The organism is Streptomyces sp. NPDC020898, assembly GCF_044333925.1.
Classification (GTDB): Bacteria; Actinomycetota; Actinomycetes; order Streptomycetales; family Streptomycetaceae; genus Streptomyces.
The window spans coordinates 551,727-567,454 of record NZ_JBIRRV010000001.1; the positions used below are offsets into that span (position 1 = coordinate 551,727).

General features: G+C 70.0%; 7 protein-coding genes. 2 read left to right on the forward strand and 5 right to left on the reverse strand.

Annotation, left to right across the window (positions count from 1 at the left end):
* Positions 1 to 162: 162 nt before the first annotated feature.
* Both ACH4TV_RS02485 and brxD read right to left on the reverse strand, forming a co-directional pair.
* The gene (locus tag ACH4TV_RS02485; RefSeq protein ID WP_398393416.1) at positions 163 to 2,361 is read right to left on the reverse strand and encodes a DEAD/DEAH box helicase; all 2,199 of its coding nucleotides are present in this window, start codon (positions 2,359 to 2,361) and stop codon (positions 163 to 165) included.
* Positions 2,361 to 3,710, reverse strand: coding sequence for a BREX system ATP-binding protein BrxD (gene brxD / locus ACH4TV_RS02490; protein WP_398393418.1), 1,350 nt, complete (start codon positions 3,708 to 3,710; stop codon positions 2,361 to 2,363). The genes ACH4TV_RS02485 and brxD overlap by 1 nt, the downstream gene beginning before the upstream one ends.
* Before the next feature lie 183 nt (positions 3,711 to 3,893).
* Between brxD and ACH4TV_RS02495 the strand changes: the two genes are divergently transcribed.
* Together ACH4TV_RS02495 and ACH4TV_RS02500 are read left to right on the forward strand one after the other, a co-directional pair.
* Positions 3,894 to 5,711, forward strand: a complete 1,818-nt coding sequence (locus tag ACH4TV_RS02495) for a DUF262 domain-containing protein (protein WP_398393420.1) — start codon at positions 3,894 to 3,896, stop codon at positions 5,709 to 5,711.
* Positions 5,708 to 6,754 carry a CBS domain-containing protein gene (locus ACH4TV_RS02500; RefSeq protein ID WP_398393422.1) on the forward strand — a complete coding sequence of 349 codons (1,047 nt, stop codon included), beginning with the start codon at positions 5,708 to 5,710 and terminating at the stop codon, positions 6,752 to 6,754. Before ACH4TV_RS02495 ends, ACH4TV_RS02500 begins: the two co-directional genes overlap by 4 nt.
* Positions 6,755 to 6,918: 164 nt before the next feature.
* On the opposite strand, the gene ACH4TV_RS02505 is transcribed toward ACH4TV_RS02500, so the two are convergent.
* The 3 genes from ACH4TV_RS02505 to ACH4TV_RS02515 all read right to left on the reverse strand — a co-directional run bounded on the left by ACH4TV_RS02505 (position 6,919) and on the right by ACH4TV_RS02515 (position 15,354).
* On the reverse strand, positions 6,919 to 8,229 hold the full coding sequence (locus tag ACH4TV_RS02505) for a hypothetical protein (RefSeq protein ID WP_398393423.1): 1,311 nt from the start codon (positions 8,227 to 8,229) through the stop codon (positions 6,919 to 6,921).
* A gap of 331 nt (positions 8,230 to 8,560) precedes the next feature.
* Positions 8,561 to 11,479 (reverse strand): BREX-2 system phosphatase PglZ, encoded by a 2,919-nt coding sequence (pglZ, locus tag ACH4TV_RS02510; protein ID WP_398393425.1) that lies wholly within the window; start codon positions 11,477 to 11,479, stop codon positions 8,561 to 8,563.
* Positions 11,476 to 15,354, reverse strand: coding sequence for a phage resistance protein (locus ACH4TV_RS02515; RefSeq protein ID WP_398393426.1), 3,879 nt, complete (start codon positions 15,352 to 15,354; stop codon positions 11,476 to 11,478). The genes pglZ and ACH4TV_RS02515 overlap by 4 nt, the downstream gene beginning before the upstream one ends.
* Positions 15,355 to 15,728 lie beyond the last annotated feature (374 nt).

Below are 15,728 nucleotides of genomic sequence, written 5' to 3' on the forward strand. Positions count from 1 at the left end.
TTTTGCGTGGGCGCTTGTTGAGTTCGGCGGCGACGGCGCCGTGGTGACCCGCGCGGGCTTCACGCACCTACTGGGCGGCGGGCGCACCAAGTGGTGACGGAGCAGTTGGGTCGGGCGTAACCCTTGGCGTCCGTCTGAAGCAGACTTATCGGCTTTTCCGCTTCAGCCGTCGTACTGAAAGCGCGCCGGTTCGCCCAGCACCAAGCCGGCGCTCTCGAAGTCGGCCAAGCGGGCCGCCACCGTGGCTACGGCTAGGCGTTCCGGGAGGGCGGCGGAGAACTTCAGGCCGCGTACGGCCCGGCGGTCCACGTCAGGCAGGACGAGGTTCTCGCCGACGTTGTCACGGGCGGCACGCCAGTCGGCCGGGGTGAGGTTCTCTCGCAGGCGCAGCCAGCTGTCGGTGGGTCGTTGCAGAGGGTCGGTGACCGACTGGAGCGTGGCTGCCAGGGTGGCGTTGGCGCGGTATCCGGCCCAGGTCCACCAACGGACATCGGAGCCGACGCGCGTGATCAAAGTGCCTCCCGGGAGCACGGTGTCGGGTGCGTCGCTCTCGCGCTGTTCGGCCAGGCATGCCTCCGCCCGACGGGTGAGGGATACGGGCGGGTTCGCACCGAGCAGCGCCTCGCGCATGGCGCGCGTCAGCGCGTACGACAGTCCGACGACGCCACCGTTCATCCACTTGGCGATTCCGCCGCCGTCGGCCGGCTCGACGAAGACGCGTTTGCGCAGCCAGTCGATGTACGTGACCTGCCAACTGCGTCCACCGAGCAGCAACCGCCTGGGGCCGGGGCGTTCCTCGGTGAGCACGCTCGGGTCGGTGCGGCCGATCTCCGTGCGTCCGGACAGGACGGTGAACTGCGGCGGCGCGGTGAAGGAGGCGGTGAGTTCGATGAAGTGCCGTTTCCCGAAGCGGCGTTCCGCCTCGGGACCGATGAACAACATCCCACCGTCACTGTCGAGGTAGCCCTCATCGGTGAGGAACCGCAGGATGGGGGCTGCCGACTTGTCGAAGGGGGCGAGGCCGTTCCACTGCCGGTCCCACAACTGGTCGCCGAGCTTGTGCTGTTGCAGGGTGACGGCAAGCAGTTGCTGGGCCACCAGGTGGCGCGGCTCCGGCGGAGGGAGGACCGGTTCCACCCAGCCGCGCGACCACAGCAACAGCAGGCCCGCCGCCTGCAGCAGTGTGTCCTTGCGGGTGGTGAGGAACAGACAGTTCCGCACGGTGCCGGAACGCCGCCCGGTGCGGCCGATGCGCTGCAGGAACGAGGCGACGGAGGCCGGTGAGTCGATCTGGATGACGCGGTCCAGGTCACCGACGTCAATGCCGAGCTCGAGGGTTGACGTGGAGACGATGACGCAGTCACGGGCCTCCGCGAACGCCTGCTCGGAACGGGTGCGTTCATCGACGGAGAGAGAGGCGTGGGACAGGAAGACGGTCACCTCGCGCGCGCGGAGCGCCGCGCCCAACTCCTCGACCTGGCGGCGCGAGTCGCAGAAGACGAGCCGCTTCTCGCCTCTGTGCAGCGCCGCGATGAGTTTGGCCGCGTTGTCGAGGGAGCCGACGTAGTCGAGTTCCACTTCGCCCGCAGGCCGGGGGGACGCCTCGGGGATCGCCATGTCACCGCGTCCGCTGCCGTCGGTGGCCGGCAGGTGCACTCCAGGGGCGACGACCTGACCGTTGCGGCTGCCGACTCCCGCGCCTTGCAGCCAGTGCAGCAGCTCGGCCGGGTTGCCGACGGTCGCTGAGAGTCCAACGCGCTGAATAGGCCGTCCGGTGACCCGCTCCAACCGTTCGAGCACGGCGAGCAGGTGCCATCCCCGGTCATCCCCCGCGAACGCGTGCACTTCGTCGACGACGACGGCTCGCACACTCCCCAGAAGGCGGGCGTGGTCGGTCTTGACGCCGATCAGCATCGCTTCGAGCGACTCGGGCGTGGTCAGCAGGATGTCCGGTGCCTCGGCCCGGATGCGCCGGCGTTGCGATTCCTTGGTGTCACCGTGCCAGAGTTCAGCGCGTCGCCCCAGCCACTGGGCGTACGCGTCGACGCGGACGACCAGGTTGTTGAGGAGTGCCTTGAGCGGGCACAGGTACAGCACGGATGTGCCGGTCCACTTCTGCTCTGCCATCGCCGACAGCAGGGGGAAGCAGGCCGCCTCGGTCTTGCCCCCAGCCGTCGGAGCCAGCAGTACGGCGTCCTGTCCCTCCATGAGCGGCGTGATCGCCGCGCGTTGCAGGGGGCGCAGATCGGGCCAGCCGAGGGTGTTGACGATGTGATGCAGGACGACGGGGTCGAGTCGGTCCAGCACGTCGACGTCCTCGTCCCCCGGGTCTTTCCCGGCCGGGAGTCCCGCGTCCGCCATCACAGCTCCAGGTCGATGTCATCGGCCGACGCGGACTCTCCGGAGACCGTGGCGGCCAGATTCCGCTCCACATCGGTGAGTTCGCTGCCGACGACGGTGAGCCGGTAGTGCTGCCGGGGGTCGAAGTCGTCGAACTGGTCCACGCGGTCGAGTACGTCCCCGACGAGTTTCTTCAGGAACAGCCGGGGAGCCACTCCGACCTTCCCGCCCAGCGCCCCGCCGACGGCCACCGCGAGGTCCGCGACATACACGTCGTCGACGACCTTCCGCACACGGTCGGGTGCCTCTGCGGCATCGGCGTACAGGTCACGGATGGTGAGGCCGAGTCCGACCAGGGACTCCTGGTTGAAGCCGGGAAGCCTGATCTGCACGGCGCGAGGGTTGTCGAAGCGCGGGTCGGTGGTGAAGTCGGTGGCCAGCCGCTGAGCGAGCGGCGCAAGACGCTGCACACCCTGCTGACCGTCGTAGAAGGCCGGGGTCCCCGTGATGACCAGGTAGAGCCCGGGGAAGCGGCCCGAGTGCACCTCGTCGATGAGCTGCCGCAGCGCGTTGAGTGCCTTGTCGCGGGCGTCCGACCGGACCCGCTGCAGCGTCTCCACCTCGTCGAGGACGACGAACAGCCCGTTGTGCCCGGAGTCGCGCAACACAGTGAGTAGCCCCTGCAGGAACCCGAGCGCACCGAAGTGGTCGAGGTCGCCGCGCACCCCGGCAGATCGGCGGGCGGAGGCCGCCACGTGCGGCTGGCCGCCGAGCCACGCCAGGACGGCCGCCGCGGTCGCCTCGTCGCCGTCCGCGAGGGCGGCGCGGTAGCCGCGCAGAGCGGTGGCGAACGACGGTGCGTGCCGGGAGACCTCGGCGAGCCGTGCGACGAGCAGCTTCTCCACCTCGCCCGGAAGATCGTCCTCGGTCGCACCTGCGGCGAGTGCGTCCTCCTCCAGGGCGTAGAACCAGGCATCGACGACGGGCCGGAGGGCGCTCGCAGGGAAGCTGGAGGTGGTGAGGCGCTCGGTGAGCCGCCGGTAGACCGTCTCCAGCCTGTGCAGTGGTGTCTCGTTCTCCGAGATCTGGATCTCGGCCACTGCGAAGTTGCGACGCTTGGCCCGCTCCCCCAGCCAGCGGGTGAAGAACGTCTTGCCTGACCCGTACTCGCCCCGCACGGCCTTGAACACGGACCCGCCCGACGCCACCGAGTCCAGTTCCGCGTCCAGGGCCGTTTCGAACCGGTCGAGTCCGGTGGCCAGCAGGTCGAGGCCGCTGTCGGGCACGGCACCGCGTCGCAGCGCGTCGATGACGGTACGGCGGCGGGCGGCGCTCACCTGGGCGGGGCGCTGGGATCCGGTGGTGCTCACAGGAGTCAGTCTTCCATTTCCACGGGCACGCCCGTACGGAGGCCGGATGGCGGCCGCGGATCGGTCCGCGCTGCACGCGGGCACCGTGGCGGGGCGCCTACTTCGTTGAATCGGTTGACGGTCACCCGGATACGCTGCTGGAATCACTCTCCGTACATTCGGCAGGGTGGGAGTGGGACGAACGTGGCGGCACTCGACAATGTGAAGCTGAAGGACGTACTAGCGGATGTGGCGTCAGGCTCCTTACAGTTGCCCGACTTCCAGCGCAACTGGAAGTGGGACGACGATCGGATCCGCGCGATCATCGCGACGGTGACGTTGGACTATCCGCTCGGCGTGGTGATGACGCTGCAGACCGGCGGCGCCACCCGATTCCGTTCCCGGACGCTCACCGGGGCACGCCCGGACGGGGATCCGGCCGCGGACCTCCTCCTGCTCGACGGTCAGCAGCGTCTCACCTCCCTCTTCCAGGCCCTGTGGCTGGATGCCCCGGTGGAGACGGCGGACGCCCGTAACAAGCCCATCGAGCGGTGGTACTACGTCGACATCGAGAAGGCCGTGGGCCCGGGTGCGGATCGCGACGAAGCCATCCTGTCCGTCCCGGCGGACAAGGTTCTCCGCACCGACTTCAACCGTACGGTGGTGCTGGATCTGAGCACCACGGAGAACGAGTGCGCGGCCGGTCTCTTCCCTCTGCATCTCGTTTTCGACGCCCAGCGTGTGAACCAGTGGATGATGTCGTACGTCAAGGCGGACGAGGACCGGAACTGGAACCTGTGGGGGCAGTTCGACGAGTTGGTCCTCCAGCAGGTCCGCGCCTTCCAGGTCCCGATGATCCGGCTGGCCGCCACCACCTCCATGGACGCCGTGTGCGCGGTCTTCGAGCGGGTCAATACGGGCGGCGTACCTCTGAACGTCTTCGAACTGCTCACCGCGACCTACGCCGGGGACCGCGACTACGTGGACCAGAGCGGGGACTACTACCAACTCCCCAAAGTGTGGCAGGAGATCAAGCAGGGGCTGGCAGCCAAGTACCCGGTCTTCGGCCGTCTGGACAGCGGCCTCGAGAACGGGCTGAGCAGCATCGACTTCCTGCAGGCCATCGCCCTGGTACGCACCTGGGAGCGGAAGCAGTCGGGCAGGGGGGCGACGGTGTCGTGCAAGCGCCGGGATCTGCTGGACCTCCCGCTGGCCGACTTCGTCCGGCTGGCGCCGAAACTCGCTGACGCCTTCGCCTGGGTGGGCGACTTCCTGGAACGGCAGTGCATCGTCCGCCCGAGCGACCTGCCGTACAAGACGCAGCTCGTCCCGCTCGCGGCCGTCCGTGCCATCCTCGACACGGCGCTGGACGGCCTGGGAGCGGAGGAGAAGACCGAGCAGTGGTACTGGTGCGGGGTCCTCGGCGAGATGTACGGCGGCTCCACCGAGACCCGCTTCACCCGTGACGTCGAGCAGCTCGTCCCCTGGATCGCGCAGGACGACCGGGCGCCCGACACCGTCGCGGACGCGTTCTTCTTCGCCGACCGCCTCGACAGCCTCACCACCCGCAACAGCGCCGCCTACAAGGGCATCTACGCCCTGCTGATCAAGCAGGGGGCGGTGGACTGGCACCACACGGACAGCCCGCTCAAGCCCGGCAGGCTGGACGAGTACAGCGTGGACGTCCGGCAGATCTTCCCCAAGACCTGGTTCCGGCGGGGCAACAGCCAGGACCTGCCCACGAACTCCATCGTGAACAAGACCCCGCTGTCCTACCGCGCGGCGATGGACATGACCGGGGCGCCGGCGTCCTACCTGTCCACGATGGTCGCCGCCTCCGACATGCGCCCCGAGTGGTTCGACGATGTGCTCGCCACCCACCTCATCGATCCGGAAGCACTCCGCGACAACGACTACGAACGGTTCTACAACGACCGTTCCAAGCAGTTGCAGGATCTCGTGCACTCCGCCATGGGCAAGAGGACCATGCTCCGTGACCTCGCGGAGGGCGACGCCCGATGACGACCGCACCGAGCGGTCAGGACCTCGCCGCGCTCAAGGGCAGGACCGTGCCCGTGCAGGACATTCTGGATCTTTTCCGGGTCAGGGTCCGCGACCACCGGACGGTGCACCGCATCTCGCAGGCGCTCACGGACGCCGGGCTGACGACGCTGCCGGACTTCGCCGTCTGCGGTCAGCGCAGCAACGTCGAAGTGGTGCCGCTCGCGTCCGTCCCCGCGCAGGCCGCTCCCGCGGACGTGGAGGAGGACGAAACGGACGAGGCCCTGCCTTCGGCCGCCCTGCCGCAGCGTCTGCTGCTCGGAGACATCCCGTCGGCGCGGCGCGGTCTGGTGTCCGTCGGTCCCGGTACGCCCCTGGCGCAGACCACGTTCCTGATGCGCACGAAGGGCCTCGCGCAGGTCCCGGTGACCACCGGCATGGCGCAGATCCACGGGGTGGTCACCTGGGGATCCGTCGCCAAGATGTACGAGGCGGGCAAGCAGCCCACGCTGGACAACGCGATGGAGAAGGACTCCCTTCCGGTCGCCGACACCCGCCAGGAGTTCTTCTCCGCCCTGCCGGTCATCCGCGAACACGGCTACCTCCTGGTCCGGGGCGACGACGGCTGCCTCTCCGGCATCGTCAGCGCAGCGGACGTCACGGACCGCTTCGAGGGAGCGGCACGGCCCTTCTTCATCGTCGGCGAGATCGAGTCCCTGCTGCGCCGTTGCCTGGGCGCGGCACTGGACGAGGAGACCATCAAGGCCGTTCAGACGAACAAGAAGGCCGAGCACCGCACCGGCCAGGTCTCCGACCTCATGTTCGGCGACTATCTGAAGCTTCTGGACGGCGACCAGACGAAGACGTCGCTGGCCGAAGCCGCCGACGCCAACTGGGAAGCCCTCAAGTGGCCCAACATGCCCAGGGAGCAGTTCATCGGCCGTCTGAAGCAGGTGAAGGACATCCGCAACCGGATCGCGCACTTCGACGAGAAGCCGCTTCCGCAGGAGTTGCTCGACGAACTGACGACGTTCGCAAAGCTGCTGCGGGCGTTCGTGGCCTGAGGCGATGGGTGGCGGTCTCGGGAGGTGAGTGTCAGGTTGGACCGACAACCGACAAGAGATAAGGGGTACTTGGCCACGACGTCCGGTACGCCGGCGCGGTGTGGGGCCGGTGTCCTACGGGACACCGGCCCTTTGTGACGGGGTCGGCAAACTGCCCGGCCCGGTCAGCTGACGAACTCGACCATGACGGTCGCCGTGCCGGGCACATGCGTGGCGTCGCCCGCGTAGGTGACCGTGTACTGGGGATACGTGTTCCAGTCAGGCGGGGTGTCACTGAAGTGGAAGGTGCCGTCCCGTGCGACCTTCACATCCGGCAGCTCCACGCCGTTTCGCGTCACCGTGACCGTTCTGTGCTTGGGGAAGTGGATCAGGGAGGTCAGTTTTCCCGTCACGGTGACCGGCGTGCCGACGGGGTTCGTCGGCGGGGCGGACAGAGTGATCGTGCTGGATGCCTTGGCGACGTCGGTGACGATGTCGAGGATGACCTCGCCCGAGTAGGGGAAGCGGGTGGCGAACAGCCGGTTGCCGTCGGGCGCCCAGGCCACGCCCCGGCGAAGCAGATCCATGTACGGCCACGACAACGCGACCGTGCGGTATGGGGTGGTCTCTCCCTGGCGGTAGAGGTAGACGTCCCAGTCCCCTCCCGCCACGATCCCCGCGGCGACCGTGCCATGGGAGTCGACAGCGACGGAGTTGGGGTAGGGGCCCGTGTCGTACTGGGCCTCCTCCGTCAGGTCCGACAGGCGCCACCGCTGGTGGTAGTAGTTGGAGCCGTACGCGGTGATCACACTGCTGCCGTCCGGCGTCACCACCACGTCCTCGACACCGCCGATGGCGTCGCTGTAGGCGGTCTCCTGAAGCGTGCCGGAGCCCACGTCGTACACACGCATGCCCGCCGCGCCCTGGCTCTCCGCGGCGACGAGCCGGTCGGGCGCGCCCGACGACGAGGCGAGCCGCGGCTTGCCGTACCAGACGGGGTTGTCGTCCAGGCGGACGGTCGGGCTCGCCTCGGCGATGCCGACCGACCCGATGCCGGCGTCGAAGACGGTGGCCTGGTAGCCGAAGAACAGCCGGTCGCCGGCGAGGGCGACGCTCTCCGGTTCGGTGTCGGTCCCGGTGGAGATGCGCCGCGTCTCGGTCAAGGTCGCGGTGTCGATGACGGAGATCGCGTCAGCGTCCGGGAGCGCCACGTACAGGGTCGACTCGTCGGCCGACTCGGCCATGCCCCGCGCCCCGTCGAGACCCTCCACCTTCTTCACGGCCTGCCCGTCGTGATCGGTGGCCAGCACCGCGTCGTCGCCGGGCGAGCTGACATACACATGGCGGCTGTCGGCGAGGGTCTGCCAGTGCGACCGTACGGGCAGGACGATGCCGCCCTGGGACTGTGCCGCTGCCGTGCCGGGGGCACCGAGCAGATTGAACGACGCGGCCGCTAAGACCAGCGCGGCACCCGCCGCACGTCTTCGTATAGTCACCTGAGGAGCTCCTTCGAGAACGGAACCGGTCGCACGGGCGCACGCCGGCGGAACAACTGTATTGATCCGCACTGACATTGGGCCCGCAGGATGACCGCGTGCGGAGCGCGCGGCAGGCCCACGGGCTCGCTGCAGCCCAGCAGCTCCAGAGGTACGAGTGGCGCCCACTGCGTCGAGATCGTCGTCGCACCCGGCACCGTTCATGCCCGGGCTCGAAGCCATGTTCACCGCCTACGCGCGTGAGACTTCTGCCTGGGAACAGCGATCCGCGAGCAGCGAACACACAGCTCGGGGTGCCTTCAGGCGAACGCCAGAGGCACCCCGACCGCTGTCAGTGCGCCCCGAGGGCGAACTGCTCGCGGAGCAGCCCCTCATGGAGCCGTAGCGTGCGTCCGTCCGGCAGGGTCTCCAGCACCTGTACGCCGTCGTAGTTGAGGAGCTGCCGCAGGACCGCCGCGAAGCCGTCGCCACGGGTGGTGGGCATGCCCGCGCGCTGGGCGAGCGCGGTCACGGGCAGGGTGCCGCCCGCGTCGAGCAGGGCGGCGAGGGCCTTATGGACCTGCTCCTGCTGCGGCTTGCGGGCCAGACCGTCGAGCTGCACCAGATACGTCTGCGAGTCGAGCAGCGCCGTGACGAGCGCCTCGGTCCGGGAGACGAGGGTAGGTGTGAGCAGCGCGTCGTCGCCCCCGGCGGTCAACTCGACGTCGAAGAGAGCCTCGTGCGTCCGGGCGAGTTCCGCCTGCTGCTTCTGGGTCTTCGCAGTCGGCTTCTTGGGGGCGGCTGCTGGAGCCATGCCGCCCGCCTGAGCCGTACGCTCCTCCGGCACCGGCCTCCCGGCCTCCTCCAGAGCCCACCAGACCGGCCGCTGGTCGCCCAGCTCCCGCCAACCCTTCGGAGGTTCCGCCCCGAACCGCAGGAAGGCGAGCACCGGAATGGTGAACTCGGCGAGGGAGGCTCCGCCGTGATAGCCGGCCTTGAGGGCGGTGTAGCGGGAGTCCGCGTCCCAGAGCGCGACGATGGACGCGTCGGGCTCGGGCCAGACCACGCGCGGCCCGGAAAGGGCGATCTCCCGTTCGCCGAGCGGGCCGCCGCCGGGCAGGCGGTGCCGCGCGGACGCGGGCTCGGTGGCGGCGTCGGCCTTCGCGCCGTGCCGGTCGACGACGTGGCCATGGTCGCTGGTGACGATGACGGCCATGCCTTGTTCCGCCGCCACTCGCAACAGGTCGCGCAGGCCGGGCACTTCGTCGACTCGCCATGCCCCGTCGCCGAGTTTCTGTTCCTTGGCGAGCCGGTCGTCGATGGCGTTGAGGACGACGGCGACGTGCGTCCTGCCGTCGTTGAGGGCATCCGTGAGAGCCGGGCCCAAGGCGTCGCCTGCCGTCTCGGTGCGCAGGTCGTCCTTGTGGAAGACGGCGGCCGGTGCCCCGCTCCACAGCTTCAGCGTGGGGAAGAGCCTCTTCTCGTCGGCCTGGGTGCCCTTCATCAGGGTGCCCGCGAAGAGCGATGTCCGGGACACGGCCGTCACGGTGGGGAGGGCGGCGGCCATCGCCCGCCGACGCGGAGTGTCCTCGGCCAGCGGGTCGAACTCCGCCCAGGAGCGGCGCAGTTCCTCGCCGAGTTCGTTCGCTATGGCCACGCTCATGCCGTCGAGCACGAGCAGCAGCACCCGCCGCTCCTCCCCGCGCCGGACGACGGGCCCGACCACCCGGTCGAGGAAGGTCTCGACGGTGAGCATGCCGCCGGGCCGGGTGCCGTCTCGCGTCCAGCCGGCCAGCGAGCGCGCGAAGGACGCGTCGATCTGCCGCCGCCGGTCCCTGACGCGCGTGCCGAGCGTGTCGTAGGCGGTCTTGAGAACGGAGTCCGGGTCGCCGCCGGCCTCGATGTGTTCCAGGGCGAGGTCGGCCCAGCCGGTCTCGGTGACGTGCCGCTGTATGGCGGCGGCGACGGTGGGTGCGTCGGCGGACGGGTCGGTGGCCAGCCAGAGGGCGAGGCGCTGCCCCATGCGGGCACGTTCGATGCGGGCGGACTCTTCCGGGTCGGTGGCGAGCCGGTGGTCCGCGAGCCGTCGGACGGCCTCCGTGACCGCGGCCGTGTCGCCCGCCGCGAGGGCATGGCCGACGGCGGTGAACCGGGCTTCCAGTCCGCCGCGCAGGACGGGGCTCGCCGCGACGGCCGCCTCCGCGCCGAACTGGCGGGCCAGCGCGGCAGCCCGGTCGAGCACGATTCCGCTGGTGCGGCGCGCCTCGCGGGCCTGGTCGGCGTCGGCGCCGCCGCCCCGGTGTCCGGCCGTCAGCAGCGTGCTCACGTATTCCTCGGCGGACCGGCCGAAGACGCCCACCAGGGCATCGAGTTGTTCGCCGACGGCTGGGGGCTGGTCGCCGAAGTAGCGTTCGGCCCGCCCCCGGGCCTGATACGTCTCGGGGGCGGGCTCGGCGTGCTGCCACAGGGCCTCGCACACGAGGCCGAAGGCGGCGGCGTCCGCGCCGCGCTCGGCGTCGACGAGAGCGAGCAGAGCGTGTCCGGCGAGACCGGCCTGGTCCTCCTCGCCGAGGAAGGCGGTCAGGCCGGCGCGCTCGGGACCCCGCAGGCCCAGCAGCCGCTCGGGGGCTCCGGGCCGGGTCGACCAGTGCAGCAGGGTCTGCGCGTCGAGCCGGTCGTCGCCGGGGCGCCGCGTGCTGCCCTCGGTGTCGTAGCGGCCCAGGCGCAGGCGGCGCTGGGCGAGTGCCGTGAGGGCGTACTGCCGGGACAGCCAGCCGCCGGGCACGGGCGGCCAGCCACCGGGCGGGGTGGCGTCGAGCAGGGCTTCGGCGGCCCAGTTGACATCCTTCAGGCGCGGGTCGATCTGCCGGGCGCCGAACGCCTCCCGCACGACTTCCCAGCTGTCGACCATGTCGATGTGCTTCTTGTGGACGCGTGCGCTGATCGCAGGGTCGAGTTCGTTCTGCTCCCGGTCGGTGAGGACGACCAGGACGGCGGGGCCGGGGCGCCGGCCCGCCAGGTGGTCGAGGATGAGTTCGTGGACGGCGAGCGGTGAGGGCGCCACCGCGACGCCGGCTGTCCGGCCCTCGCCCCATACGGGTTCGGCGGGCCCGTCCCACTGGGGCGCGGACCGCAGCAGCACGACCCGGCGCCTGCCCCCGCCGTCTCCGTTCAGGGAGGCGGCGAGGGAGGTCTGCGAGGACAGGTACTGGGTGACGGTCGCGGTGTTCAGCCGGACGGCGCCTGGAGCGGCGGCGACGGTGTCCGTCATTCGACGACCTTCCAGGTGATCTCGATGGTCGCGTCAGGGTGGCGGGCGGCCAGTTCGGACAGTTCCGCCTGGAGGTCGGCGGCGGCGCGTGCCACGGTCGTACGGCGGCCACCGGCCGTTCGCGCGGAGCCTCTGCCGGAGGAGGCCGGTGTGGGTGTCTCCGGCGGGGTGAAGGGGATCCGCGGATCGCTCGTCGGCCTGCCCAGGTCCAGGTCGTCGGCCGTGGGCTGCGGCGCGACGGGCGCGGGTGGCTGGGCGGCAGCCTGGTTCCGCTTCAGCAGAGCGACGACCTCGCGCTGGGTACGGGCGAGGGCCTCGCGCAGGTCCGCGGTGCGCTGGTCGTCCCGGGCCACGTTGCGGAGCGACTCGAGCAGCGCCTCGCCCTCAGGTCCGGTGGCGAGTTCCAGGGTGCTCCAAGGGGCGGAGGCCACGGCCTCCGCGACGGCGCGGGCCTGCTTGATGGAGGTCCCGTACCGGTCGGCGCTGGTCTCGCCCAGGTCGAAGGAGGCGAGGGCCTCCACGGTCTTCTTCGCCCCGGCCGCGCCCTTGCCGGCCTCAGCCGTGAGCGAGTCCAGCAGTTGCAGGGAGCGGCGGGCGAGGGCGAGCCGTCCGGTGTCGGCGGTCTGGTCGAGGCCGAGGAAGGAGGCGTGGGCCTCCAACTGGTGTACCAGGTCCGCCGCGTGGTCCCGGTGGGCGCGGGCGGCCTCGATGATCTGGCGGGCGAACTGGTTGATCATGCGACCGCGCCACAGGGTGGGCGGCTTGGCACCGAAGATCGTCTCGAAACGCTGCCGTGCGGTGTCCCAGTCGGTTTCGGCGGGCCGTGGCTGGTTGCGCAGCGCGTCGAGGTCCTTGATCGCGGACAGTTCGGGCGCGGGGTCGAGTACGGTGCCGCCGCGCACCCACACCCGGTCGTCCATCTCGGCGAAGGAGGCAACGACGAGCCGGGCGAGGAAGTCGGGCAGACCGCGCGGGTCGGGCTTGTCCGTCCAGTCGGTCAGGGTGATCAGGGTCAGGTCCCCGGTGACGCCCTGGGCGCTGGCGAGCTGACGGAAGTGGTCGGCCCAGTAGCGGGACAGCTCGAAGTACGCCTCCTTCTGCTGCCCGAGGCGCAGGGGCCCGGCGATCCGCTGCATGAGCTTGCGGTCGACGGCCGGGACCTCCACCCGCCCGTCACGCGCTTCCGCGGCGGACCGGACGTGGGTGAACACCTTCTTGGTGTCGATCGACTTGACGGCGGTGCCGGTGCCGTCGGGGTCGAGGTCGGGGTGCGCCGGGTACTGGTGGACGAGCAGCTTGCCCGCGACGTGCCGGATGCCGTCGTGCAGGCTCTGCCCGAAGGACAGGGTGAGGCCGTCGACATCGGGCAACGGGACGAGGTGGTCGTCGAAGTCGGGCACGACGTCGGCGGCCTGCTTCTGGGCGAGCCCGTACGCCTGCTTGAAGGCGCCCTTGACCTGCTTGAGCAGAGCCTCGCGCTGGGTTTCGAGGAGGCCCCTGGCGCGGCTGCGGTTGTCGGCGTTGAGGTGGCCGGCGTACTGGGTGTCGAAGCGGTGCTCGTCGGCGAGGGCCTTGTCGATGACGACGAGACGCCGGAAGTCGGCGAAGCGCTGCGCGGACAGGTGTGCGGGCAGCCAGGCGACGATACGGGACCGCTCGCCCTGCTGGCGCTCGCGCAGCCGCCGGATGCGGTTGACGTCCTCGACCGGGCCCCACTCACCCTCGTCGAAGGGGAGGTCTATGGCGATACGCCAGCGGCCGTCCTCCTGGGGCATGAGGTCGTGGTCGGGCAGCTCGTCCTCGTCGGCGACGTTGCCGAACACGATCTCGGCGGTGCGGGCGGTACCGCGCCACACGAAGCCGAGCTGATCGCTCAACTGCCCGTGCTCGACGCCCAGTTCCTCGGACAGCAGACGTCGCGCGAGGGCGACCCGGTTGCCGGGGTTGTCGTTGACCTGGGCGTTGGCGATGACGGAGTCCACGTCGACGCCGGACAGCTCCAGCCGTACGCCGGGGTTGGCGTCGGTGCCGGTCTCCTTGATCTCGGGGAACCGGGCCGCCCACTCGGCGACCTTGTTTTTGATGATGCCGACCTCGGCGCCCGGAATGGGTGCGAGGACCGACCCGTGGTTGAGGGCACCGAGCCTCCGGACGGTCAGCTCCGCCAAGGACGGCACGCTGGGCGCGAGCGCGGACAGCAGCAGAGTGCACACGAGCCGGTTGTCGCCGACGAACATGCGGCAACGGTTGGCGCGCTGCGGGTCGGTGATGGCCTCGGGCCGGTTGACGAACTGCTCGACGTCGTCCTCGGTGATGTCGTACGAACTGAGCAGATAGGGCCGCAGCTTGGTTTTGTACAGCTTGTCGGCGGCCTCGAAGACGACCTTCAGGCTGTCGGTGAACGGCTTGTCGCCGCCCTTGGCGATCACCGGGTAGAGGTCGCCGACGGGGATGAGCTGCCCGAGCCGGATCTCGCCCCGGTGGTCGGCGAGAAGTTCACCCATCAGCTTCAGACCGGTACGGGAGCGCTGCAGCGCGGACGAGATGTGGACGAGGGTGTCCATGAACGCCGGCGAGAACGGGTACGTCAGCCGGAACGACTCCGCGTCCGCGCCGGTCGTGCCCTTCTCCGAGCCGAGGAGGGTGTCCCAGACCTGGGTGCCGACCCGCTTGGTCTGCTCGAAGGCCGCGTCGACGAGCCGTTCCGCCTCGGCGTCCTTCGCCTTGAGGATGCGCGCGTGAGCGATCTGCGGGAGGTTGCGGTCCTCCAAGGTGATCTTGTCGAAGCGGCCGGAGGCCAGGTTCAGGGTGTCCTGGATGGAGGCTTCCGCCGCGCCGGACACCTCTTCGCCTACGAGTTCACGCAGGTCGCGCTGACGGGCGATGAACGACACGACGGGAATGGCGCGGCGGGCGTCGCCGCCCTCCACGAAGTTCGTGATCTTGCTGGCCTCGCGCGCCACGAACTTCTGCTCGTGGATGAGGGTCGCGAGCCAGAGGATCAACTCGTCCAGGAAAAGGATCAGCCCGTCGTAGCCGAGCGACTTGGCGTGCTCGGCGATGACGGACAGACCGGCGTCCAGGGAGATGAAGCCGTGCTCGTTCTCGACGGCGTTCTGGGCGAAGCCGGGGAAAAGGTTGGTGCTGGCGTCATTGACCAGCTTCGCGCGCAACTCGGCCGGGGTGGAGGGATTACGGAGGTTGAGCGGGGTGCCCCCCTCGTGGTTCTCCTCGGCGGCGAGAGCGGTGTCGAGGAGCTGCGGGGTCCAGCCGAAGCCCTCACCCCACTCGTCCGTTTCGCCGTCGCCCGCGTCGCCGCCGCCCAGGCCCCGGATGACTGCCTCGTCACCGTAGGTGGCACGGTTGGCCCGGATGTCGGCGAAGAGGGAGTCGGTCCGGTACACCTGCGGGGTCGGCGCGTCCGGGCGCAGCTTCTTGACGTGCGTGACGTAGCCGCCGAGCACCCGCTGTTCGAGGGCCTTCGCACCGAGCATGTGGTAGGGCACGAGCAGGAACTTCTTGCCGTCCGTGGTCAGCCACTCGTGCTTGGTCAGCACCGGGTCGAACTCGGTACGGGCACGGGCGGCCGAGTCACCACTGAGCAGCGCGTACAGCACAGCCATGAAGTGCGACTTACCGGAACCGAACGAGCCGTGCAGGTAGGCCGCCTTGGAACGGTGCCCGTCGAGCGAGGACTTGATGAGCGCCAGCGCCTCGTCGAAGTTCTCCAGCAGCCGCTCGGTGACGACGTAGTCCTTGAGCGCGTTCTGTGCGCCTTCGGGAGTCGTCGCCTCGGCGAGGGACAGCACGAAGTCCGAGGTGGAGATGTTCTCTTTGATGTCGATGACATCGCGGAGGAGGGGCGGCTGGGCCATTGAGGGTCTCGCTCTCCCTGACGGTGGTCGGTGCTGCTGCTCGTACTCGGTGTCGTGCGGGGTCCGCCGCCGAGGCCCGAGGCCGGTCCGAGGGGTGGGGCGGGGCTCAGGGGCACGGATGGCCGGTGCGGCGGGCCGGCTGTCCTGGCCGGTGGCGAGGACGGAACCGGTCATGCGGTGACCGGACGGGAACGACGCTCACGGCGTCGGCCGGGTCAGGTCGGACGGGTTCGCGGCGTCGGCACTCTTCGTCCCCCTCGTACTGAACGTCACCCGTACGGCCTGCGCATAGCACCCTACATCGGTACTCCCATCGACCCCGTGCCGTATACCCGCGCGCACGGTCCGCGCGGGCCGCTCCCGTCCCGTCGTCA